Here is a 24416-nt window from a genome sequence, read left to right as displayed (position 1 = left end):
ATGTATAATGTTCTCAAGTACTTATAAATTTTTTAAAGCTTGTTTTATAATCGATTCCGAAGTGGCCTCAGGCTGTTCGCGAACGATTTTCTCAACGGCTTTTTCAGCCAATTTTTTGTTAAATCCTAAAACTTCCAAAGCAGATAACGCCTCTTCTTTATTTGTATTGCTTTGCGAAATCGAAACTTCCTCCAAATCGTACAACTTTAACACCTTGTCTTTCAGGTCAAGGATGGCGCGCTGCGCGGTCTTGGTACCGATGCCCTTAACGGCCTGTATCGTCGCCACATCTCCGGAAGCGATGGCCTGAACGATCTGCTTTGGCTCGAGCGACGACAACATGGTCCTCGCGATGCCTGCGCCAATACCTGAGACAGACAGGAGCATCCGGAATATCTCGCGCTCAGATTTCTGCACAAACCCAAACAGCGTATGCGCATCCTCCTTAATCTGGAGATGCGTATAAAGCCTTATGTTTTCAGTTTGGGGCAGCAGCGAATAGGTGTGCAGGGAAATGTTGACATGGTAGCCTACGCCGCCACAGTCAATGACCACCTCGGTTGGCGTTTTCTCTATCAATTTCCCTTGTAAGTGTGCGATCATTTGGCTAAGTAATGCCCAAAAGTAACAAAAATCTTTTACTAAGCGGAAACAGAATGTTTTTCCCGTATCATTTCGGTTTTAAAATCTACATTTTCGTTATTTTATGCCGCTTCTCCTTCTCCTGTGCGTCGACAACGGCAACAGCAGCCATATTAACCATTTCCTCGACGCTGGCGCTGATCTGGAAGATGTGCACGGGCTTGTCCATTCCGAGCATAATGGGTCCAACGGAATCGACATTATAAAGTTCCTTGAGCAACTTGTAGGTGATGTTTGCCGATTCAAGATTAGGGAATATCAGGGTGTTGACTTTTTTTCCCGCCAGTTTTGAAAAAGGGAATTTCTTGCGCAGCATTTCGTCGTTGAGCGCAAAATCAGTCTGGATTTCGCCGTCCACGATCAGGTCCGGATAATACTTATGCAGGTACGATACCGCTTCGTTCACCTTGGCTGCACTGGGCGTCGCCGATGATCCGAAGTTAGAATACGAAATCATCGCTATGACGGGTTCCATGCCAAACATACGTACCGTTTTGGCCGTCATCAGCGCAATCTTGGCCAGATCATCCGCTGATGGATCGGTGTTGATTGCCGTATCCGACAGGAACATCGGGCCACGGTTGGTCATCATCATATTGGTTGTGGCAAAAAGCGAAATACCGGGTGCCTTATCGATGAGCTGCATCATGGGTTTGATTACTGACGGATAACTGCGTGAATAACCCGTCACGAGCGCGTCGGCATCGCCTTCATTAACCATCATTGCGGCAAAATAATTGCGCTCGCGCATCCATTTCTGGGCGTCGAGCAGCTGTATACCGCGGCGTTGGCGCGACTTCCAGAAGATTTCCGCGTAACGCAGTCTGCGCTCGTCTTCTTTCTTAGTTTTAGGGTCGTAAATCGGTACATCGGCATCAAAGCCCAACTCCTCTTTGAGGCTAAGGATTACGTCCTTGTTACCGAGGAGTATCGGGTAACCGATGCGTTCTTCCATCACAATCTGTGCTGCCTTGAGCACGTCAAGGTGGTCCGCTTCGGCAAACACGATGCGTTTGGGATCCATCCTGGCGCGGTTGATGAGCAGGCGCACCATCTTATTGTCAGAACCCAATCGGGCCAGCAGCTCATCTTCGTATTCTGCCCAATCGTCTATCGGGTGTAAAGCCACTCCGGAATCCATCGCAGCGCGGGCCACGGCAGGCGCCACCTTGGCAATCAGCCTGGGGTCGAAAGGTTTCGGAATGATATAATCCCGGCCAAAATTCAGCTTGGTCTCACCATAAGCGATGTTCACCTGTTCGGGCACCGGCTCTTTTGCCAATGCCGCTAACGCGCGTACGGCGGCCATTTTCATTTCCTCATTGATCTTCGTAGCACGCACGTCGAGCGCGCCCCGGAAAATGTATGGAAAGCCCAGCACGTTATTGACCTGGTTCGGATGATCAGATCGTCCTGTGGCCATGATGATGTCTTTACGTGTGGCGATTGCCAGGTCGTAGTCGATTTCAGGTATCGGGTTGGCCATCGCAAAGACAATAGGATTTTTGGCCATGCCCATCAGCATGTCAGGCGAAAGGATGTTCCCGGCTGAAAGTCCGAGGAACACGTCGGCACCCTTCAATGCCGATTTGAGGTCTGTTCCGGGTTTGCCCTTAGCATATCTTTGCTGTAATGGTGACAAATCCGTGCGTTCCGAGGATAATACCCCATTGACATCAAACATAATGATGTTGTCAGGCCTGACACCCAACAACACATATAAATTAGCGCAGGCCAGCGCCGCAGATCCTGCACCTGACACCACGATTTTTATTTTGTCGACCTTCTTTTTGGCGAGTTCCAGCGCATTGAGCAGTGCCGCCGACGAGATAATCGCCGTGCCGTGCTGGTCGTCGTGCATGACTGGAATCTGCAGTTCTTCCACAAGCCGCCTTTCGATTTCGAACGACTCCGGTGCCTTGATATCCTCAAGGTTAATTCCCCCGAAGGTCGGAGCGATGTTCTTGACGGTTTCAATAAACGCATCGATGTCTTTCGTGCCCACTTCAATATCAAACACATCGATATCGGCAAAAATCTTAAACAGCAGCGCTTTACCTTCCATAACCGGCTTGGACGCCTCAGGCCCGATATCGCCCAGCCCAAGCACCGCCGTACCATTGGAAATTACCGCAACAAGGTTGCCTTTCGCAGTGTATTTGTACACATTGTTGACATCTTTGGCAATCTCAAGGCATGGCTCTGCAACGCCCGGCGAATAGGCCAGAGAGAGGTCGCGCTGCGTGGCATATTTTTTAGTGGGAACCACCTGGATTTTTCCCGGCTTGGGTTTCGCGTGGTATAACAGGGCTTCGCGGCGTTTGCTGTATTTGTTCATTGGGTATGATTTTTTTCCGACTCACAAAGGTAGGCTTTAGGGTCGGAATATGGAAAGTTTTTTTACCGATGCGCCTCGCGACACATTGACCGGTTGGTTGCACATTTCCTGACACGCTTTCACAATCATAATATTTTGTGAACCTGACTTTTTTTAACGGACGGCTGAGTAACTTTGGAAAAAAGGAAACCATGAAAAGCCGATACCTGTTGCTCCTGCTCCTTGGTTGCTTTGCATTTGGGCAGGTGGGCATTCCGACAAAGACGCTTTGGCAGAAAGACCTTCCAAAAGGTTTTCATTTCTCAGGACAATTCTTTAAGGGCCTGCAATGGACGGATGCCCATGGGGACAACGCGCTGTTCCTCACTGAAACGGGGATTTACGAATCGGGAGCGCACAAAAATGCCGAACTGTTCGCGTACCATTTTATCAACGGTGCTATGCAGCCTGACTGGACGGTTTATGACGGCGAAAAAGATTGTCCGGTCGACGTCGAGGCCTCGTTTACGGGCAGCGCCATAGCCATCACCGACCTTGACGCTGATGGCGTCAGTGAAGTATGGCTGGTTTATAAAATGGCCTGCCGCGGTGATGTGAGTCCGCGTGCCATGAAAATCATCATGTATGAATGCACACAGAAATATGCGATGCGGGGGGAGGAAAAACTGATTATGGGCGAACAGGTGACAGGCGGCGAATACGAATTGGATGCCGCTTTTAAAACTGCCCCGCGGACGATACGGGACTACGCGGTAAAACAGTGGAAGCGCTATGCAAAATGGCGGCTTTGATTCGCACTGCGGTGCAGCACGTCCGGACTATCTAAGATACTTATTCCGGTTGCAGGAAATCGATATTGCGTTTCAAGCCTTCAAACTTTGTGCGATTTACAGCCGAATCCTTGAATACTTTCCGGAAAGTGTCCTCGGTGATTTCCTGCCAATCTTTTTTCGACATCGACAACAGGTCGGGGTGCGGATTGAACAAAGGCTCCTGATGCGCCTTCGAGAACCGGTTCCAGGGGCACACATCCTGGCATACATCACACCCGAAGGCCCAATCGTCAAACCGTCCCTTCATTTCGGCGGGAAGGTTGTCTTTGAGTTCAATCGTAAAATAGGAGATGCATTTGCTGCCATCGACCACGTAGGGCGCTACGATGGCATCCGTTGGGCAGGCGTCGATGCATGCGGTACAGGAGCCACAATGGTCGGTAACGGCGTGATCGTACTCGAGCTCTAAGTCAAGGATCAGTTCCGCGATGAAGTAGAACGAGCCGGTCTGCCTGGTCAGCAAATTGGCGTTTTTGCCGATCCATCCCAGCCCGCTTTTAGCGGCCCAGGCTTTGTCAAGCACGGGTGCTGAATCGACGAATGCCCGTCCGCCGACTTCCCCGATTTCAGTCTGGATCGCATGAAGCAACTCCTTAAGCTTTTCTTTGATTACAAAATGATAATCCTGACCATAGGCGTATTTTGAAATCTTATAGGAATCGGCTGCCTGGCTTTCTGACGGATAATAATTCAACAGCAGTGAGACAACACTTTTAGACCCTTCGACGAGCCTGGTCGGGTCAAGGCGTTTATCGAAATGGTTTTCCATATACGCCATCCGTCCATGGTGTTGGTTGTTGAGCCACGTCTCGAGCCTTGGCGCTTCCTGCTCTAAAAAACCCGCCTTGGAAATGCCGCAGGACAGGAAGCCAAGGCGCCTGGCTTCGGACTTGATAAACTCGGCATATCTGGATTTATTTTCAATCATGCTGCCGCAAAGATACGGAAAGCTTCCATTGGACCGGGATTTGCGTTAGGGATGGCAGCGGCATCCTTTTTCGAACCCGCAGGGTGAGGAAAAGATACAGCGGACAGCCCGGCCGGAGGCAACGCCCTAAAACAAACCGCCCTGTATGCCGGTTTTTACCTTCCCCAAATGTTTATAAGCCTTCTCGGTCACTTCGCGCCCGCGGGGTGTGCGCATGATAAAACCTTCCTGGATCAGGAATGGCTCATAGACCTCTTCGATGGTCTCACTGCTTTCGGAAACTGCTGTGGCGAGTGTCGAAAGGCCGACCGGCCCGCCCTTGAACTTGTCAATGATGGTATTGAGGATCTTATTGTCCATTTCATCGAGGCCGTGCGCATCGACGTGTAAGGCCTTAAGCGAATAGCGCGCGATCTCAATGTCTATTTTCCCGTTGCCTTTGATCTGGGCAAAATCACGGACGCGACGCAGCAACGCATTGGCGATACGTGGCGTACCGCGGCTTCGTCCCGCAATCTCGATGGCGGCTTCCATTGTTATCGGCATTTTGAGAATCGCCGAGCTGCGCTGGACAATAGTCGTAAGTAATTCTGTGGTGTAGTACTGCAGGCGGCTTTGGATCCCGAAACGCGCACGCATCGGCGCAGTCAACAAACCGGAACGTGTCGTCGCACCGACGAGTGTAAATGGATTCAGCCCGATTTGTACGCTTCTGGCATTCGGGCCGGATTCGATCATGATATCGATCTTGAAATCTTCCATGGCCGAGTACAGGTATTCTTCGACTATCGGGCTCAGGCGGTGTATCTCGTCTATGAACAGCACATCACGTTCTTCAAGGTTGGTCAGCAAACCGGCCAGATCACCGGGTTTGTCCAGCACCGGCCCCGAAGTAATCTTAATCGCGACCCCCAATTCGTTGGCCAGGATGTTTGCCAAAGTGGTTTTTCCCAATCCGGGCGGGCCGTGGAATAACGTATGGTCGAGGGCTTCGGAACGCAGGTTGGCCGCTTCCACAAAAACCTTGAGATTGTCGAGCACCTGATCCTGGCCGGCGAAATCGTCAAAGGCCAGTGGGCGCAACTTCTTTTCAAGATCGAGCTCGTCGTTATTGAAGTGCTTATTGGTCGGATTCAGGTTCTCGTTCATGCCGCAAATATAGTTATTAACCGAAACGGTGATGGATTTAAATCAGACGTTGTAACCCGGCGCCAATATGGACTTCCAGTCTGTATGTCGGGTCAGGTATTTTGCGACGAACGGACACAGCGGCGCGAGCTTGTAATTGTGGTCGGCGAGGTGTTGCAATGCTTTTTCGACGATGCGACTGCCGACGCCCTTGCCCTCGAGTGCAGACGGGACTTCCGTGTGCGTGAGGAACATGGTATTGTCATTGGTCAGAATGAATTCGATAAATGCGATGTGCCCGTCTACTTTGAGTTCGAATCGCTTTTTGTCTTCGTTGATGCTAAAGTCATCCATTGGTTTGGGGTTTTTCGTTGTGGGTGTAGTAGGATAATGCCTTTGAAGGGCAGAGGTCAATGCGAGCCATAATTTCCTGTGATGAGGCACCATGCTGATCAATCCATGGCTTTTCCCTGGGTTTGAAGACATTTGGCAATCCGCGCGCGCAAATACCCGAATGGATACAGATTCCGGGTTTCCAGACGATGGTCAATTCCGCATTAGAATATTCCTTGCTATTTTCCATGACAACATATTTTGGATAAATATAAGAAATTAAAAAGCCGCAATACAAAAAAAGCCTTCCGTTAGGGAAGGCTTTATAATCAGTATTAATGGTGAAGTTCTTCTTCTCCGGGCATCATCGGCACGGTTTGAGGAATGAAGTCTTCATCATGTCCCGGCTTGCTGTAGTCATACGGCCACCTGTGAACTTCAGGTATAGGTCCGTCCCAGTTCCCGTGAAGGTGTTCGATTGGTGCTGTCCACTCCAGGGTATTTGACCTCCATGGATTCTGAACTGTCTTCTTACCGTAGAAAATACTGTAGAAGAAATTGAAAAGGAACACCAATTGAAATGCGCCTCCAACAAGTGCAAATGTCGTAATCAACACGTTTACGTCCTGAAGGTCATCGAAAAGCGGGAAGTTTGTATTGGTATAATAACGCCTTGGCAATCCGGCCATCCCGATGAAGTGCATCGGGAAGAAAACGCCATACGCACAAACCGCGGTCACCCAGAAGTGGATGTAACCTAAATTCTTATTCAGCATACGCTTGAACATTTTCGGATACCAGTGGTAGATTCCCGCAAACATTCCGTAAAGCGCCGAGATACCCATTACAAGGTGGAAGTGGGCCACAACGAAATACGTATCGTGTACGTTGATGTCCAGCGTACTGTCACCAAGGATGATTCCTGTAAGACCTCCGGTAATGAACGTCGACACCAATCCGATAGAGAAAAGCATTGCAGGGTTGAGCTGCAGGTTTCCTTTCCAGAGCGTCGTAATATAGTTGAATGCCTTAACCGCAGATGGGATGGCGATCAATAAAGTCGTAAATGTAAATACGGAACCAAGGAATGGGTTCATTCCGGAAAGGAACATGTGGTGACCCCATACGATTGTGGACAAGAATGCAATGGCAAGGATGGAAGCGATCATCGCGCGGTATCCGAAGATAGGCTTGCGCGAATTGGTTGCTATAATCTCAGAAGTGATCCCCAATGCAGGGAGTAATACGATATATACTTCCGGGTGACCAAGGAACCAGAAAAGGTGCTCGAACAATACCGGAGAACCGCCCTGATAGTGTAACACTTCTCCAGCGATGTAAATATCAGAAAGGAAGAATGATGTTCCGAAGCTTCTATCCATAATCAGCAGCAATGCCGCAGACAAAAGCACAGGGAATGATACGATACCGATAACAGCGGTGATGAAGAATGCCCAGATGGTGAGCGGCAATCTTGTCATGCTCATTCCTTTAGTCCTGAGGTTAATTACAGTGACCACATAGTTCAGGGAACCCATCAATGAGGATGCGATGAAAATGGCCATAGAAACCAACCACAATGTCATTCCCGTTCCTGATCCCGGAATCGCCTGTGGCAGTGCGCTCAGGGGTGGATAAATGGTCCATCCCGCAGATGCCGGCCCGGATTCCACGAACAAAGAACAGATCATTACAACGCTCGAAAGGAAAAACAGCCAGTATGATATCATATTCATAAAACCGGAAGCCATATCACGTGCGCCGCACTGCAATGGAATCAATAGGTTACTGAAAGTACCACTAAGCGCTGCAGTCAGTACAAAGAACACCATGATGGTACCGTGTATGGTTACGAGCGCCAGGTAGATATCGTTGCGCATTACTCCGTTTGGAGCAAACTTATCTCCCAAAAGAAAATTAAAAATCCTGAATGATTCTTCTGGCCACGCCAACTGCATCCTGAAAAGCATTGACATCCCCACTCCGATAACACCCATCACAATACCGGTAAGCAGGTATTGCTTGGCGATCATTTTATGATCAATGCTAAAGATATATTTGGTAATAAACGTATCCTTATGGTGGTGCTCTTCATGAGCGTGGTTATCGTGTCCGTGATCGTGAGCTATTGCTGACATATGTACTTTTATTTTTATTTTAAGAGACTATTTTTTAATCAATTGCGCCATGGTCTTTGTAGAATCTGCAGCGGCCGGAGTGGCCGTTGGCGCTTCCTGGGCCGGTGCTTCTTTTGAAGCCTTGTCCTCTTTTACCGCCTGGGCCAAAGTTTTTTGCCCATCTATCCACTTCTTAAAATCCTGTGGTTCGTCGATGACGACCTTCATTTGCATGTTGTAGTGCGAAGGACCGCAGATTTTATTACACAGCAGTAAGTAATCAAATACGTAAGGGTCTAAAGCCGTTTTACCTTCAGCCACCAATTTCTTACTTTTCTCTGACCTGATCCTGTTGATGTTTTCCACCTTCTTAATCATGTCTTCATTAGCACGCATCTCTTGTGTGGTAATAGTAGGAGTGAATGCAAATTGCGTTACCATCCCCGGAACGCAGTTCATCTGCGCGCGGAAGTGTGGGAAATAAGCTGAGTGCAATACATCCTGGGAACGGAATTTAAACAACACCTTTACACCTTTAGGCAAGTGCAGTTCAGTGGCCGTCTTATCATCCTGCGCGTTCGGGTCGCTCATGTCGACACCCAAAGTATTTACGCCTTCAATATACCTTACATTCGCCTTACCGAGTACATTATCCGTACCTGAATACCTCGCTTCCCACTGGAATTGCTTGGCATACACTTCGACAACCATAACCTTTTCGGTTTTTTCATTCACGAACATGATATTTGTCCAAGCGTACAAACCGTATAAAATAAGACCCGCAAGTACTACGGCCGGAATAACGCTCCAGATGACTTCAAGCCTGCTGTTATCAGCAAAGTAAAGCGCCTTCTGTTCTTTTTTACCCCTGTATTTGAAAGCGAAATAGTGTAGTAAAACCTGTGTTACCGCCTGGACGATAAAAATTAGGACCCAGGTGATGTTCATCAGCCTGTCGATTTCCTTTCCGTGCTCAGAAGCAGGATTACTCAATACAAAGTGACCCCATTTCAACAACCCGTAAATCGTAAAAATATAAATGAATGCCAAAAAGCCAAACATTAAGTAGCCCTGAACGTTGTTATCCTTATCATCGGCAACCTCGGTTCTATTGGCCTGCCCTCCGACCTGAGTCAAATCAAATATTTTAGTCAGTTGCCAAACGGCAATCGATAATAGAACTAAAACAATAATTACCAACCAACTTGTCATCTGTTTGTGCTTTAAATATTAATAATGAAAATGTTTGCTTTCTTCAATGAAAGGATTGCGTTTCGGTAATAACGGTGCTTTGGTCAGCGCGGTAAATACTACCAAAAGGAATAATCCGATGAAGAAACACAATGATCCGATTTCAGGAATACCTATAAACCAGCGATCTCCTACTGTTCCCGGCATAATCATGTTGAAGAAATCCACATAGTGACCGAACAGGATTACGATACCAGCCATTACAACCACCCAGGTGAGTCGCTTGAAATCTGAGTTGATCAGGATAAGGATCGGGAAAACGAAGTTCATCACAACAGCGCCGAAGAAAGGCAGGTTGTACAGTTCGATCCTCGTCCAGAAATAGGTAACCTCTTCCGGAATGTCCGCGTACCAGATCAGCATGAATTGTGAGAACCATAAATAAGTCCAGAACACACTGATACCAAACATGAATTTTGCTAGGTCATGGATGTGGCTGTTGTTCACGTGTTCCAGATACCCTTTTGACTTCAGGTACAGTGTAACCATAGCGATAGTCGTGATACCGCTTACAAAGAAACTGGCGAACACATACCAGCCGAATAATGTACTGAACCAGTGCGGGTCAACCGACATGATCCAATCCCAGGACATAATCGACTCGGTCACGATGAAGAAAACAAGAAACGTCGCCGACATCTTAAAATTCTTTTTGTAGAACGAATTATCTGAAGCTTCGTCCTGTGCCAGACAGTTCCTTCTGGAGAAATAACGGTATAAATTCCAACCGATCAGGAATACAGCGGCGCGGATAATCCAGAATGGAAAGTTCAGGTAGCCTGATTTGGCCGCAACCAGCTTGTCGTAATTCTCGTGTCCTTTTTCAGTGATGCCGTCCGCCATCCAAACGAATAAATGATTGTAGTGCAATCCGGCCAAAACCAGCAATATGAAAAATATAACAGATCCAACCGGAAGATAGGCCGTGATTCCCTGCATCACACGGAAAAGTACCGGTGACCAGCCCGCCTGGGCAACTTGTTGAATCGCGTAGAATGCCAAAGCACCCAAAGAAATCAGCATTACAAAAATACAGGCAACATATAACGCAGACCAAGGCTTGTTCTGCAATTGGTGAAACACGTGATTCACATGCTCTTCGTGGTGTGCCTTCTCTTCAGCCGCAGTCAGGTGATGTTCTTCAACATGCCCAGCTTTCGTCTCGGCGTGATGCCCTTCGTCCGTTACTGGCGCTACAGCCACTTTCGCCGAATCTACGGCGATGGTATCCAACAATTTCACCGATGTACTATCAGCACTCGTTACAGCAACCGCAGGGGCCGCAGCTTCATGATGGGCTTCTTCAGCATGACCTTCTTCAGCCGGAAGCACCTTTGGCATTTCATGTGCCGGAGCAGCCGCTGCCTCGTGGTGACCGCCTCCATGGTGCGCTTCTTCCTCTTTCAGGATTTTCTCGACGTCAGCCGTATTTTTTGGTGCACTTAAAAAACCGTATCCTATTCCGAGGATTCCAAGAATCATCAGGACTATCGAAAGTGTTTTTAACTTGCTTGAAAATGTGTACATATCTAGTAAATCAGTGTGTTATACAATTTTAAAGTTCGCTTTTCAGCTTCATTACATAAGCAGCAACCATCCAGCGTTCGTGTGTATCAAGCTGGTTGGCATAAGATCCCATTGAGTTCAGTCCGAAAGTTTCCACATGGAAAACACTGCCTTCAGTGATTACCCTGTCTTTATAACTTGGGACACCAAGAAACTTCTCCCGTTTGGAAAGATTGCCTTTCCCATCACCTTTTTCACCGTGGCAAATCGCACAGTAAATGTTGAAAAGCTGCCCGGCTTTGTCCATGTCGACGGCTGTTGAATCCAAAGGGGATTTCAGGTTGGCCTTCGCGGCGTTGTAGCCATCGGTGGTATTCGGATACTCATAAGGGACATAGCCTCTCTTGATCGTGCCGTCCGGTGGCAGTTGCCCTTCTTTGCCATTGCGGAAGGCTTTGGACTCTGAATAGGTTTCATAACCCACGGACTGGTACATATTCGGCATGTATTGGTAATTCGGATTTTCCTTATTATGACAGGAAACCGCAATGGCTGACAATGCTAATAAAAACACTAATTTGTTTACCGTTTTCATATCTGTGATTAATGTTTCTCAATTACTTTAACTTCGACTGCTCCGGTATTCTGGAAGAAAGCAACCATATCGTCTTCATTTCCTTTTACGGAAACTTCCATCAGGAAATGGTCATCTGTTGTCCTTACATCCGGGTTCTCAGCCTGCTTGAACGGCCACAGCCTGCTTCTCATATAGAAAGTGATTACCATAAGGTGGGCTGCGAAAAATACGGTCATCTCGAACATCACAGGCACAAAAGCCGGCATGTTCTGTATGTAGCTGAAGCTCGGCTTACCTCCGATATCCTGAGGCCAGTCTGAAATCATTATATTATTCATCATCCAGGTAGCGAATGAGAGTCCGCACAAACCGTAAATGAACGCGCAAATGGCCAGCCTTGTGGGCGCAAGCCCCATTGCCTTGTCCAATCCGTGCACAGGAAACGGCGTGAAAACTTCTTCAATGTGATGGTGGGCTGCGCGCGTTTTCTTTACGGCATCCATCAGCACGTCATCATCATTGTAAATAGCGTAAATAACTTTATTACTACTCATGGTGTGAATCTTTATTTGCTTCTCTTAATCTTTTATAATTGTCTCCCGATGATTTCAGGATTGTCTTCACCTCCGCCTGTGCGATTACAGGGAACGCCCTTGCATACAACAGGAACAACACGAAGAAGAATCCGATGGTTCCTATGAATATTCCGATGTCGACGAATGTAGGCTGGAACATCGTCCATGAAGATGGCAGGTAGTCCCTGTGCAGTGACGTCACGATGATCACAAACCTTTCAAACCACATCCCGATATTTACTACGATGGAAATGATGAACGAAAACATGATGCTCGTACGCAGCTTCTTGAACCACATGAACTGTGGGGAGAATACGTTGCAGGTCATCATCGACCAGTATGCCCACCAGTAAGGTCCGGTCGCACGGTTAAGGAACGCGTACTGTTCGTATTCTACTCCTGAATACCAGGCAACGAAGAGCTCAGTGATGTAAGCGACACCTACGATAGATCCCGTAATCATAATGATGATGTTCATCAGTTCGATATGCTGGATGGTGATGTAGGCTTCAAGATGAGACACTTTCCTCATGATGATAAGAAGCGTGTTTACCATCGCAAAACCAGAGAATACCGCCCCGGCAACGAAATATGGAGGGAAAATAGTGGTATGCCATCCGGGAATTACTGACGTAGCAAAGTCAAAGGATACGATGGTGTGCACCGAAAGTACAAGTGGCGTTGCCAAACCGGCAAGTACCAGCGAAACTTCCTCAAAACGCTGCCAGTCCTTTGCACGACCGCTCCATCCGAAACTGATGATAGAATAAATCTTTTTTGTAAACGGCGTTACCGCCCTGTCCCTGATCATTGCGAAATCCGGTAACAAACCTGTCCACCAGAATACCAATGATACAGATAGATACGTGGAGATTGCAAATACGTCCCAAAGCAGCGGCGAGTTGAAGTTCACCCAAAGTGATCCGAACTGGTTTGGGATCGGAAGTACCCAGTATGCCAACCATGGACGTCCCATGTGGATGATTGGGAACAAACCGGCCTGAACTACCGAGAAGATGGTCATGGCTTCCGCAGAACGGTTGATGGCCATTCTCCATTTCTGGCGGAACAGCAACAGTACGGCAGAGATCAGCGTTCCTGCGTGCCCGATACCTACCCACCAAACGAAGTTGGTAATATCCCAAGCCCAGTTGACCGTTCTGTTTAATCCCCAAACCCCGATACCTGTCGAGATGGTGTAAGTGATGCAGCCTATTCCCCAAAGGAAAGCGGCCAATGCGATGGAAAAAACCACCCACCATTGTTTATTTGCCTTACCTTCAACCGGCGCAGCGACATCAACTGTTACATCGTGATAAGTTTTATCACCTATGACTAAAGGTTTCCTAATGGGTGCTTCGTAGTGAGACGACATAATCCTTTATATTGTTTCTGATTAATTATTCTAGTTAGGTATTTCTGACTTTAACATGGTAGAACACATTCGGTTTTGTCCCTACGTGCTCTAGCAAATGATACATCCTGTCATCCTGTGCCAATTCGGCTACCTTGCTTTCTTTATTGTTTACGTCTCCGAAAACCATTGCCCCTGATGAACAGGCGGCCGAACAGGCGGTCTCGAATTCGTCTTTTTTCACTTCCCTTCCTTCGCGTTTTGCCGTAAGGATAGTCAGTTGTGTTTTCTGGATACACATAGAGCATTTCTCCATGACCCCACGCGAACGTACATTTACGTCCGGATTCAGAACCATGCGGCCCATATCGTTATTCATATGGTAATCGAACTCATCATTGTTCGCATATAAGAACCAGTTGAAACGACGCACTTTATACGGACAGTTGTTCGCGCAGTATCTGGTCCCAACACAACGGTTGTAAGCCATATGGTTTTGCCCCTGACGCGAGTGCGAAGTGGCAGCTACCGGACAAACCGTTTCACAAGGAGCATGGTTACAGTGCTGGCACATTACCGGCTGGAAGGCGACCTGAGGGTTCTCAGCATAGGCATTTTCCATTTCTCCGAAACCGCCCAAAGAACCTTTTTCACCAAACAATCCGTCAAACTCCTCTTTCTTGATATCGTCTTTGGCAAAAGTCTCCTCTGAAGAATAATACCTATCGATGCGCAACCAGTGCATATCGCGGCTTCTCCTCATCTCAGACTTTCCTACTACCGGAACGTTATTCTCAGCGTGGCAGGCGATAACGCAGGCGCCGCATCCCGTACAGGCATTCAAGTCAATCGAAAGGTTAAAGTGATGGCCCACAGAGTGATCGAAAGGCTCCCATAAATCAACCGAAGTAGCAGGAACTTCCTTGTGATCCAAAGACACTACAGGTTGCTCATTCCATTTTTCAGCATCCTCGGAGCTAAAGATTTTCAACGTGGTCTCTTTGATGATGTCTCCGCGGCCCATTAAGGTCTTGTGCAGCTGGATACACGCAAATTCGTGGACGCCGGATGACTTGGATACCTTAACCGACTGGACATCATTAAAGTTATTATAGAGTGTGTAAGCGTTAACGCCCACTTGCATTTCTTCTTTCAGGGCAGCGGTTTTTCCGTAACCCAGTGCTACACCTACTGTTCCCATAGCCTGTCCGGGCTGTATAATTACAGGGACATTTTCAAGTTTCACACCGTTTACTTCGAGCGTCACATAACTTCCGTTAAGTCCACCATTGGCAACATTGTAATTCTCGAGCTTCCATTCTTTGGCATCCTTAGCTGAAACAGTTACATAATTGTCCCATGAAACCCTTGTGATAGGATCAGGGAATTCCTGCAACCATGGGTTGTGTGCCTGCTGGCCATCGCCCATTCCTGTTTTGGTATACAGTACCAACTCAGTCCCGGAGTGTTTAGCCTGTGCAAGTGCAGCAGCCGCACCCGACCCATCAGCCGACCCGCCGATTTGTGCCATCGGAGTTCCGAAAACACCATCGTGCAATACCTGATTCCATGTAGAACCCGCAATATACGAAGCCGAATTGGCCTTAACATAATCATAAAACGTACCGGTTTTTCCGGTCCAAGCCAACAATGCTTCCTGAAATTGCTTTGTCTGCGGGAACAATGGGCGGATTGTTGGCTGCGTTAAGGCATATGTCCCTTTCAGCAAACTTAAATCGTTCCATGATTCCAGATAATGCGTAGTACCGACGGCCACTTTAGACATCATCGCTGTTTCGTCTTCCCTCAAAGAGAATGCAACGGAAAGCGGCATTTTCTTAATCGCTTCACCAAAGGCCTTACCATTCGGCAGAGAGTACACAGGATTGATACCACTCATGATCAGCGCCTGAACTTTCCCGCCAATGACATCATTAACGAGTTGGGCCACTTTTTCGTTGGATCCTTTTCGGATTTGTCTCAGCCCTGCAGTCAGGAACGCCTCGCTGGCCAGCCTGTTGTTGATTGCCAAGACAAGCAATTGTGCGTTCTTATCCTGGATCCCGGAAACCAAAAGTCCTTTTGATCCGGATGATTTTAACTGTTGTGCCGCTTTTTCAACACCGGCCTTTACTTTTGCATCGAGGTTAACTGAAGCACCGCCACCAACGATTACATTATATATGTGCGCCAACGCATGTTTTTGTTGCGCAGTCGTCATCGGGATCCTATTATCTGCAGCAGCACCTGACAAAGTCATATTGGACTCCATCTGGAAATGCTTGGACATGCGGTTATTTGCGGGAACCCTGCCTTTGGCATAACCTGCATCATAACCGCCACCCTGCCAGTCTCCGAGAAAATCTGCACCTACTGAAACAATGGTGTCTGCTTTTGAAAAATCGTAATTAACCAAAGCGCGCTCCCCGTAAACCATTTCATAAGCATCCAGCGCCGCGGATGATGACACCGCATCATACACTACGTGCTTTGCATTCGGATTTTGGGCAATAAATTCTGAAATCAGCTTCTCTGTTGAAGGACTCGCCAAAGTTCCGGTAAGCAATACCACCTGCCCACCGTTAGCCTTGGCAGCAGCCAGACCTTTTCTTATTTCTGCATCAGCCTCTGTCCATGAAGCATCTTTGCCGTTAACCTTCGGTTGCTTCAAACGCATGTTGTCGTACAACGACAAAATAGAAGCATGCACCCTGGCATTGGCAGAGAATGACGCACCCGCAATCGTATTGTTTTCAATCTTAATCGGACGGCCTTCTCTTGTTTTTACAAGGATGTTGGCGAAATCAAATCCGTCGAATACCGAAGTCGCGTAGAAGTTCGAAACACCCGGAATGATTTGCTCGGGTTGTACTACATAAGGAATTGATTTAACTACAGGACCTTCACAAGCGGCGAGAGATGCTGCTGCGGTTGAAAATCCAACGTACTTTAAGAAATCACGACGCGTTGTTGACGAAGAAGACAGCGCTTCCTTATCCCCAAGAAACTCATCGGTTGGGATGGCTTCGACAAACTCGTTATTCCTTAACGCCTCAACAATAGAACTATTTTCGTTTAGTTCTTCAACACTTTTCCAGTATTTTTTGTTTGATGACATCTTATATAAATATTAGCTTCTTAATAATTTTTGTTTTACTGTCCGATCCGGATGTTAGTAGTGGCATTTTCCGCACTCAAGACCACCCATTTGCGCAGCAGTCAGCTTGTCAACGCCATATCTTTTAGACAGTTCTTCATGGATTTTCTTGTAGTAATCGTTACCTTCCATTTTCACTTCAGTTTCGCGGTGGCAGTTGATACACCATCCCATGGTCAATGGCGCAAATTGTTTCTGCACTTCGTACGTTTGCACCGGACCGTGACACTTCTGGCATTCAACACCGGCAACCGTTACGTGCTGTGAGTGATTGAAGTATGCGAAATCAGGAAGATTGTGGATGCGTGTCCATTTTACAGGATGGGATTTCCCAGTGTATTTCTGGGCAGTCTTATCCCAGCCCACGGCATCATATAATTTCTGGATTTCTCCTGTATAGAACTCTTTGGAATAATCATAGATCGAATCCTTGTCGCCCTGGAACTCAGAAATGTTCTTATGGCAGTTCATACAAACATTCAAAGAAGGGATGCCTGCATTCTTACTGACCCTTGCCGAAGAGTGGCAATATTTACAGTCGATGCCGTTATCTCCCGCGTGGATTTTATGTGAATAATGGATTGGCTGTACCGGCTGGTAGTCCTGGTCAACACCCACCTGCATCAGGAATCCGTACACGTAGTATCCGCTCGCTAGAAGAAGGAATATCGCTGTCACCAGAACGAGGAATTGGTTTTTGGCGTAGGCCTTCCAGATTGAGATACGAGGTTCCTTTTCGGCATAAACAACGCCATTGGCAGCAGCAATCCTTTTGAGTGTGCGGCCCACAAGCACCAACATCACAATAAGCACCGCCAAAACAATCACCAGGATTCCAAGGATCAGATTGTTTGACATACCCCCTTCAGCAGCAGTTCCCGGAGGCCCGGCCGAAGTAGTTTTCTCAGCAACCGGAGCCGGCTCAGAGGTGTATGCAATAATGTTATCAATATCAGTAGTTGACAATTGCGGGAAAGCCGTCATGACCGATTTGTTATTTTCCTCAAATAATTTCACAGCCGCAGCGTCCCCGGACTTGATCATCTCAGAGCTGTTATGGATCCACTTATAAAGCCACTCCTTATCATGCTTTTCCGCAACATTCCTCAAAGCAGGACCGGTCATTTTAGTGTCAAGCTTGTGACAGGCAGCACAGTTGGCATTAAACAAGGCCTTTCCCGCCGCAGGATCACCCGCAGCCGCAGGAGCCGCAGTCGTTGCCGGAGCAGCCATCGCGGTAGCCACCGGAGCAGCAGGATCTTGAGCAAATGAAGTGAAGGAAAAAGCCAGCAGAATCGCCAAACTGTAAAATAAATTTCTCGAAATCGAATTATGGTTACCCACCTTTTTCATATTTTAAATGATTATCGACTAATGTAGGCGCAGTCTTTCTCCCTGATTGTCAGTGAAAAAGCACAATACACCCTTTTTAAACCTGCACAAAAATACGACTTAAGAACCATTCTCAAAACCTTAAATATATCTTAATATCCAATTTATACCAATTCTAAATAATTTGCGGAGCCTTAGTATTGCAGGAAATATTACATTTGTTTAAAAAACATATACTTATGAAAAAATGGAACGGGAAGACGGCTTTGTGGACCATTGGCATTTTAATTTTGTCCGCCGTCCCGATGTTTTCGCAGGAGTCGAAAACGATCATCACGCAGGATCCGAAGTTCGAAAACCTATTGAAGGAAAAGCGCAGGATTAATTCCTCGATTACCGTGAATGACCGCTACAAAATCCAGATTTATACCGGAGACAGCGAAACATCCAAAAAAGCGCTGGCCGATTTCAGGAAAAAGTTCAAAAATTATGACGGGACGATCATCTTCAATACACCTTTCTACAAAGTGTGGGTAGGAAACCTGAAAACCCGCATCGAAGCGGAACGCAGCCTCAGTGAAATCAAGGGAGAGTACCCCAATGCGCTGCTGATCAGGCCTAATAAGTAACCGATTTTCTCCTCACCGTCGAGACATCAGTTTTGACCTATATCACATTACAAAAAAAGCGCCCCAAAAGGGCGCTTTTTTAATATCTATCGCGAAATTCAGACTTTGTTCAGCCAGTCCGCAGGTTATTTCAACTTTTTCTTTACCGCCACTTCCTGGAAGGCTTCGATCAGATCCAGTTGCTCGATGTCGTTATACCCCTTAATCTGGATTCCGCAGTCGTATCCTTTCGATACTTCCTTGACGTCGTCCTTGAAACGCTTCAGTGTTGCCAGTTCTCCGGTATGCACCACAACGCCTTCACGGATGATCCGTATTTTAGAATTCCTGAATATTTTCCCGTCGGTTACCATACAGCCCGCAATCGATCCCACTTTAGAAATCTTGAATACTTCCCTGATTTCGGCAGTTCCGGTAATCTCCTCCTTCATCTCAGGAGAGAGCATGCCTTCCATCGCATCTTTCAGGTCGTCGATCGCATCGTAAATGATGGAATAGTTTCGGATGTCAATTTCCTCCTTATCGGCCAATGCCCTCGCATTTCCTGCAGGACGCACGTTGAATCCGATAATGATCGCGTCAGAAGCTGAAGCCAGCATGACATCGGTCTCGGTAATGGCCCCTACGCCTTTGTGGATGATGTTGATCTGGATTTCCTCAGTAGACAATTTCGAAAACGAGTCCGAAAGCGCTTCTACTGACCCGTCAACGTCTCCCTTAAGGATGATGTTGAGTTCCTTAAACTGGCCCAGTGCAATACGCCTGCCGATCTCTGCAAGCGTGATATGCCTTTGCGTACGTACGGATTGCTCGCGCATCAGTTGGGTACGTTTTGCCGCAATGGCCTTGGCTTCCCTTTCGTCTTCAAAGACATTGAACTTGTCACCGGCTGTCGCAGCCCCATCCAATCCAAGTACCGATACCGGCGTGGATGGCCCGGCTTCTTTTACGACATGCCCGCGCTCGTCGTGCATGGCCTTAATTTTACCATGGTGTTTTCCGGCAAGCATATAATCGCCTACCTTGAGCGTTCCTTCCTGAACCAGGATGGTCGATACATATCCTTTGCCTTTGTCAAGAAAGGCTTCTACCACAGTTCCTGAGGCAGGCTTGTTCGGATTGGCCTTCAAATCGAGGATTTCGGCTTCGAGCAGTACTTTTTCCAAAAGATCCTTTACGCCTGTTCCGACCTTGGCCGAAATATCGTGCGATTGGATTTTTCCACCCCAGTCTTCCACAAGAAGGTTCATACCAGCCAGCCTTTCCTTGATTTTCTCTGGATTGGCATTGGGCTTATCGACCTTGTTGATGGCGAAGATGATCGGCACATTCGCCGCCTGGGCGTGGCTGATCGCTTCCTTAGTCTGCGGCATGATGTCATCGTCCGCTGCCACTACGATAATGGCAATATCGGTCACCTGGGCACCACGCGCACGCATGGCGGTAAATGCCTCGTGACCCGGAGTATCGAGGAATGCAATTTTTTGTCCGTTGTCCAAAGTTACCCCATAAGCACCAATGTGCTGGGTAATGCCTCCGGATTCTCCGGCGATTACGTTTTCCTTTCGGATATAATCGAGCAGCGATGTCTTTCCGTGATCGACGTGACCCATTACCGTGACAATCGGGGCGCGCGTGACAAGGTCTTCTTCGCGGTCCTCGACCACCTTAATGTTTTCTTCAATATCAGAGGTAATAAACTCTACATCGAAACCAAATTCGTCTGCAACAATCGTAAGCGTTTCGGCATCCAGACGCTGGTTCATGGTTACCATAATCCCAAGCGACATGCAGGTACCGATGACTTTGGTAATCGGCACGTCCATCATCGTGGCGATTTCGCCGACGGTTACGAATTCGGTAACCTTGATGGTTTTGCTGCCTTCCTCGAGCGAACGCTGTTCGTCCTCGGATTTCTGGCGGTGCGTTTCCCTCTTGTCTCTTCGGTACTTGGCTGCCTTCGACTTGCCGCCTTTACCCTGAAGTTTTTCAAGCGTTTCCCGGATCTGGTTTTTCACTTCCTCTTCGGTCGGCTCTACTTTGGCTACAATAGCCGGACGGCTGCCCGGTTTATTGAATCCAGGCTTTCCGCCGGGACCCCTATTCGCATTGTTTCCGGCACTGTTGCCCTGACCTGCGCCGGTAGCACCCGGTTTTGGCATGATGCGCTTGCGCTTATTCTTATTCTGCCCAGCGGCACCCGCAGCGTTTGCGCCGGGGTTATTGGGTGTAATCTTGAGATCTTCTCTTTTCTTTTTGGGCTTGTCAAACTGCGACAAATCAATAGTCTGCCCCGTAAAAGTCGCCCCCGAGAGCTGCACATACTGTGTCGTAATGGCCTCATCCTGAGCGGGCGCAGCAGCCGGCGTGGGCGCGGCCTTCTCGGTCGTGCTTGCTGAAGGAGCGGCAGCAACAGGCGTTTCCGCTTTTGGCGCTTCCGGTTTTGCAGGTTCCGGCTTAACGGGTTCCGCGGCTTTCTGTTCAGCAACTACAGGCTTTTTCGGGTTCAGGTCGATACTTCCGACGGTTTTCGGGCCGGTCACCACTGCCTTAGCCTTAATGACTTCCTGCTGGCTCCGAAGACGCTCCTCGTCCTGCCTGCGTTTTTCTTCGATTTCACGCTCGCGCTCGATGCGAAGCGCTTCTTTTTCTTTCCTTTTTTCCTCGCCTACTTCCTTGGAAGCTTCCTTGTTTCCCCTGTCGCCTGCAAATTGGTCCTGCAGGATGCCGAATTCTCTCTCGGAAATTTTCGCGTTCGGATTCGCTTCAATCGCAATCCCTTTATCTTTCAGATAATCAACGGCCCTTTCCAAGGAAATATTCAGTTCCCTTAAAACCCTGTTAATTCTTATTACTCTCTCTTCAGACATAAATAGTTTTTATAATTACCTTTAGTTGTGTGTTGTTTAAAAGGATTTTTAGTTGTTGAATTCTTCTTTGAGGATACGCATCACGTCCAAGATGGTTTCTTCCTCAAGATCAGTTCTCCTGACAAGGTCATTTACGTCCTGCTTAAGGATGCTTCTTGCGGTATCGAGTCCGATTTTTGAAAATTCCTCGATCACCCAGGCCTCGATTTCATCAGAGAACTCAGTCAATTCTACGTCATCTTCTTCATCTGCAATATTTCCTTCACGGATGACATCCAGTTCATACCCTGTCAATAATCCTGCCAGTTTGATATTGTGACCCCCGCGACCGATGGCCTTGGACACTTCTTCCAGTTTCAGGAACACTTCCGCCCTTTTGTGCTCTTCATTGATCTTGATTGAGGACACTTTGGCAGGGCTTAACGCTCTTGTGATGTACAATTGCTGGTTTGTCGTGTAATTGATCACGTCGATGTTCTCATTACCCAATTCACGCACGATACCATGGATCCTCGATCCTTTCATCCCGACGCAAGCACCTACAGGATCGATCCTGTCGTCATACGAATCTACAGCTACTTTCGCTTTCTCGCCAGGAATACGCACAACATTCTTCACCATAATCAGTCCGTCGAAAACTTCCGGAATTTCCTGCTCGAATAATTTCTCGAGGAATTTCTCTGAAGTACGTGACATGATGATTTGCGGCTTATTGCCTTTGAGCTCCACGTTTTCAATGATTCCACGGACGTTATCGCCCTTACGGAAAAAGTCGGACGGAATCTGCTTTTCCTTTGGCAACACGATCTCGTTGCCTTCATCATCAACCAAAATTACGACTCTTGGGCGAACATGGTGCACTTCAGCCGTATAAATTTCACCGATCAGGTCCTTAAACTGCTTATAAAGATTGGTATTGTCGTGTTCGTGGATTTTGGAAATCAGGTTCTGACGCAATGCCAGGATGGCCCTTCTTCCCAAATCGATCAATTTTACTTCCTCGGAAACTTCCTCTCCGATTTCAAAGTCAGGCTCGATTTTTCTGGCTTCGGTCAATGTGATTTCCTCATTCTCCAGATCCAGGTCGTCATCAGCAACAATGACCCTTCTTCTCCAGATTTCCATATCCCCTTTGTCCGGGTTGATGATGATATCAAAATTATCGTCAGATCCGAATTTCTTTTTCAATGCATTGCGGAACACATCTTCCAAAATCGCCATAAGCGTTACACGATCAATGAGCTTATCATCTTTAAACTCTGAAAATGAATCGATTAATGCTAAATTTTCCATGCCAACTCTTTTAATTAAATGTTATTGTAACCATTGCTTCTTTTATGTCCGAATAAGGAACCTGCTGCGTTTTCTGCACGGTTTCCTTTCCTTTCCCGATTTTTTTTGGCTCCCTGGCTTCCCATGCTAAGGTAATGAATTCCTCATTGACGTCAACAAGCTCAGCCTCAATAGTTTCCGAAGTCGTCTTTACCTGCAGCGTCCTGCCAAGGTTCTTCCTGTACTGCCTGACGATTTTCAGTGGTGATGAAACGCCTGCCGAAGCCACTTCCAGCGAAAAATCCTGTTCTTCCCTGTCCAGGTTGTGCTCGATGGCGCGACTGACATCAATGCAGTCCTGCAGAGTCACTCCGTGGTCGCCGTCAAGGGTTACGGTAATCTTAAATCCGTCTGAAATATTGAAATCAATTAAGAAAATATCGGGTTTTTCACTCAATCCCTGTTCTAATAATGCTGCGACTTTTTCCCTGAATGTCATAATTTTATAAAAAGAGGGGAGCGATGCTCCCCTCATTATTTAAGTTGTAATAAATAACGGTGCAAATATAGCGATTTTTTTGTAAATCAAAATCTTTGCCTTGTCTAAAAATATTTCTTACCTTTATTTTGTTAAAACAATTGATTTTTTAATAATCTTCTTACACTTTTATCATGAAAAGAATCCTCGTCCCAACCGATTTTTCTGAACACGCCAACTACGCCATGAACGTGGCGGCCCAAATTGCAAAAAAAACCAACAGCGACCTGTACCTTCTCAACCTGCTCGACCTGCCGACACACATGAACGATGCCGTGAGCAGCGGCGTAAATATCCCTGAAGTCATGCTTTTCCTCAAAAAAACCCAGGAAAAACTGGACCTGCTTAAGGAAAACGGTGAACTAAACGGCATACACGTCGTTACCGAAGCCCGCAGTGAAAAGGCGTTTGAAGGTATTGCAACGTACAGCCGGGAACACAATATAGACCTTATTGTTATGGGATCGCACGGGGCATCAGGATATGACAACAACACGATTGGCTCGATTACTGAAAAAACCGTGCGCACGTCAGAGGTTCCGGTTTTGGTTGTAAAGAACAACATTGCCAATTTCAAGGCCGACAATTTCGTATTCGCCTCAGATTTTTCTGCGGAAATCAAAAAACCGTTCCAAAAACTGGTTGCCTTCGCCAATATTTTTGATGCCGACCTGAATCTGGTCATGATCAATACCCCGAATAGTTTCCGTTCCACGACGGAAGCGGAAAAAGTAATGAACGACTTCATTAAGGACTTCAGCATCAGCAGGCATTCCCTTCATATTTACAATGACTACAATGTTGAAAAAGGCATCCTGAATTACGCCAATAAGGTCGATGCGGATGTGATTGGGGTCTGCACGCACGGACGTACCGGTTTTTCCCATTTCTTCAACGGCAGTATCAGCGAGGATCTCGTCAACCATGCCGTCAGGCCCGTGGTAACCTTTAAAATTTAAAATTGGAATAAGACGGCAGTAAGCGACCACCGGCAGAAAACGAAGCGATATTTTCCTTCACCCAAAATAAAAAAGCC

General features: G+C 47.3%; 20 protein-coding genes. 3 read left to right on the top strand and 17 right to left on the bottom strand.

Going from position 1 to position 24416, the window contains the following annotated elements; genetic code table 11:
* Positions 1 to 21: 21 nt before the first annotated feature.
* A complete protein-coding gene (gene ruvA, locus HYN48_RS05225) occupies positions 22 to 603 on the bottom strand; it encodes a Holliday junction branch migration protein RuvA (RefSeq protein WP_108370120.1) in 582 nt (193 codons plus the stop codon).
* A gap of 85 nt (positions 604 to 688) precedes the next feature.
* Positions 689 to 2980 carry an NADP-dependent malic enzyme gene (locus HYN48_RS05220; RefSeq protein WP_108370119.1) on the bottom strand — a complete coding sequence of 764 codons (2292 nt, stop codon included), beginning with the start codon at positions 2978 to 2980 and terminating at the stop codon, positions 689 to 691.
* A 191-nt stretch (positions 2981 to 3171) separates the two neighbouring features.
* Here HYN48_RS05220 and HYN48_RS05215 point away from each other — a divergent pair, with 191 nt between their 5' ends.
* Positions 3172 to 3771, top strand: a complete 600-nt coding sequence (locus HYN48_RS05215; protein ID WP_146171728.1) for a M949_RS01915 family surface polysaccharide biosynthesis protein — start codon at positions 3172 to 3174, stop codon at positions 3769 to 3771.
* A gap of 40 nt (positions 3772 to 3811) precedes the next feature.
* On the opposite strand, the gene queG is transcribed toward HYN48_RS05215, so the two are convergent.
* The 12 genes from queG to HYN48_RS05150 form a co-directional block, all read right to left on the bottom strand.
* Positions 3812 to 4741, bottom strand: a complete 930-nt coding sequence (gene queG, locus HYN48_RS05210) for a tRNA epoxyqueuosine(34) reductase QueG (RefSeq protein ID WP_108370117.1) — start codon at positions 4739 to 4741, stop codon at positions 3812 to 3814.
* A 126-nt stretch (positions 4742 to 4867) separates the two neighbouring features.
* Positions 4868 to 5890 (bottom strand): Holliday junction branch migration DNA helicase RuvB, encoded by a 1023-nt coding sequence (ruvB, locus tag HYN48_RS05205; RefSeq protein ID WP_108370116.1) that lies wholly within the window; start codon positions 5888 to 5890, stop codon positions 4868 to 4870.
* A gap of 42 nt (positions 5891 to 5932) precedes the next feature.
* Complete coding sequence (locus tag HYN48_RS05200; protein WP_108370115.1) at positions 5933 to 6223, bottom strand: GNAT family N-acetyltransferase; 291 nt, start codon at positions 6221 to 6223, stop codon at positions 5933 to 5935.
* Positions 6216 to 6452, bottom strand: a complete 237-nt coding sequence (locus tag HYN48_RS05195; protein ID WP_108370114.1) for a (4Fe-4S)-binding protein — start codon at positions 6450 to 6452, stop codon at positions 6216 to 6218. Before HYN48_RS05195 ends, HYN48_RS05200 begins: the two co-directional genes overlap by 8 nt.
* Before the next feature lie 85 nt (positions 6453 to 6537).
* Positions 6538 to 8340 (bottom strand): cytochrome c oxidase subunit I, encoded by a 1803-nt coding sequence (locus HYN48_RS05190; RefSeq protein WP_108370113.1) that lies wholly within the window; start codon positions 8338 to 8340, stop codon positions 6538 to 6540.
* A gap of 27 nt (positions 8341 to 8367) precedes the next feature.
* The gene (locus tag HYN48_RS05185; protein ID WP_108370112.1) at positions 8368 to 9531 is read right to left on the bottom strand and encodes a cytochrome c oxidase subunit II; all 1164 of its coding nucleotides are present in this window, start codon (positions 9529 to 9531) and stop codon (positions 8368 to 8370) included.
* 18 nt (positions 9532 to 9549) lie between these two features.
* Positions 9550 to 11097 (bottom strand): cation-translocating P-type ATPase, encoded by a 1548-nt coding sequence (locus HYN48_RS05180; RefSeq protein ID WP_181248533.1) that lies wholly within the window; start codon positions 11095 to 11097, stop codon positions 9550 to 9552.
* A 28-nt stretch (positions 11098 to 11125) separates the two neighbouring features.
* The gene (locus HYN48_RS05170) at positions 11126 to 11671 is read right to left on the bottom strand and encodes a c-type cytochrome (protein ID WP_108370111.1); all 546 of its coding nucleotides are present in this window, start codon (positions 11669 to 11671) and stop codon (positions 11126 to 11128) included.
* 8 nt (positions 11672 to 11679) lie between these two features.
* Positions 11680 to 12207 (bottom strand): DUF3341 domain-containing protein, encoded by a 528-nt coding sequence (locus tag HYN48_RS05165; RefSeq protein ID WP_108370110.1) that lies wholly within the window; start codon positions 12205 to 12207, stop codon positions 11680 to 11682.
* The gene (nrfD, locus tag HYN48_RS05160) at positions 12200 to 13603 is read right to left on the bottom strand and encodes an NrfD/PsrC family molybdoenzyme membrane anchor subunit (RefSeq protein WP_108370109.1); all 1404 of its coding nucleotides are present in this window, start codon (positions 13601 to 13603) and stop codon (positions 12200 to 12202) included. Before nrfD ends, HYN48_RS05165 begins: the two co-directional genes overlap by 8 nt.
* Positions 13604 to 13637: 34 nt before the next feature.
* The gene (locus HYN48_RS05155) at positions 13638 to 16700 is read right to left on the bottom strand and encodes a TAT-variant-translocated molybdopterin oxidoreductase (RefSeq protein ID WP_108370108.1); all 3063 of its coding nucleotides are present in this window, start codon (positions 16698 to 16700) and stop codon (positions 13638 to 13640) included.
* Positions 16701 to 16754: 54 nt separating this feature from the next.
* A complete protein-coding gene (locus tag HYN48_RS05150; RefSeq protein WP_108370107.1) occupies positions 16755 to 18092 on the bottom strand; it encodes a c-type cytochrome in 1338 nt (445 codons plus the stop codon).
* A gap of 218 nt (positions 18093 to 18310) precedes the next feature.
* Here HYN48_RS05150 and HYN48_RS05145 point away from each other — a divergent pair, with 218 nt between their 5' ends.
* Positions 18311 to 18700: an SPOR domain-containing protein gene (locus HYN48_RS05145; protein WP_108370106.1), complete on the top strand. Its 390-nt coding sequence runs from the start codon at positions 18311 to 18313 to the stop codon at positions 18698 to 18700.
* Positions 18701 to 18825: 125 nt separating this feature from the next.
* On the opposite strand, the gene infB is transcribed toward HYN48_RS05145, so the two are convergent.
* Genes infB through rimP form a run of 3 tightly spaced genes read right to left on the bottom strand, consistent with a single transcriptional unit; the run spans position 18826 to position 23341 of the window.
* Positions 18826 to 21570, bottom strand: coding sequence for a translation initiation factor IF-2 (gene infB, locus HYN48_RS05140; protein ID WP_108370105.1), 2745 nt, complete (start codon positions 21568 to 21570; stop codon positions 18826 to 18828).
* A 48-nt stretch (positions 21571 to 21618) separates the two neighbouring features.
* Positions 21619 to 22863, bottom strand: a complete 1245-nt coding sequence (gene nusA, locus HYN48_RS05135; protein ID WP_108370104.1) for a transcription termination factor NusA — start codon at positions 22861 to 22863, stop codon at positions 21619 to 21621.
* Between the two features lie 10 nt (positions 22864 to 22873).
* Positions 22874 to 23341 carry a ribosome assembly cofactor RimP gene (rimP, locus tag HYN48_RS05130; protein WP_108373382.1) on the bottom strand — a complete coding sequence of 156 codons (468 nt, stop codon included), beginning with the start codon at positions 23339 to 23341 and terminating at the stop codon, positions 22874 to 22876.
* 173 nt (positions 23342 to 23514) lie between these two features.
* Between rimP and HYN48_RS05125 the strand changes: the two genes are divergently transcribed.
* A complete protein-coding gene (locus HYN48_RS05125; RefSeq protein ID WP_108370103.1) occupies positions 23515 to 24339 on the top strand; it encodes a universal stress protein in 825 nt (274 codons plus the stop codon).
* Positions 24340 to 24416 lie beyond the last annotated feature (77 nt).

The organism is Flavobacterium magnum (assembly GCF_003055625.1).
GTDB lineage: Bacteria > Bacteroidota > Bacteroidia > Flavobacteriales > Flavobacteriaceae > Flavobacterium > Flavobacterium magnum.
Note: the sequence above shows the minus strand (reverse complement) of the source record. Positions and strands in the feature narration are given on the sequence as shown.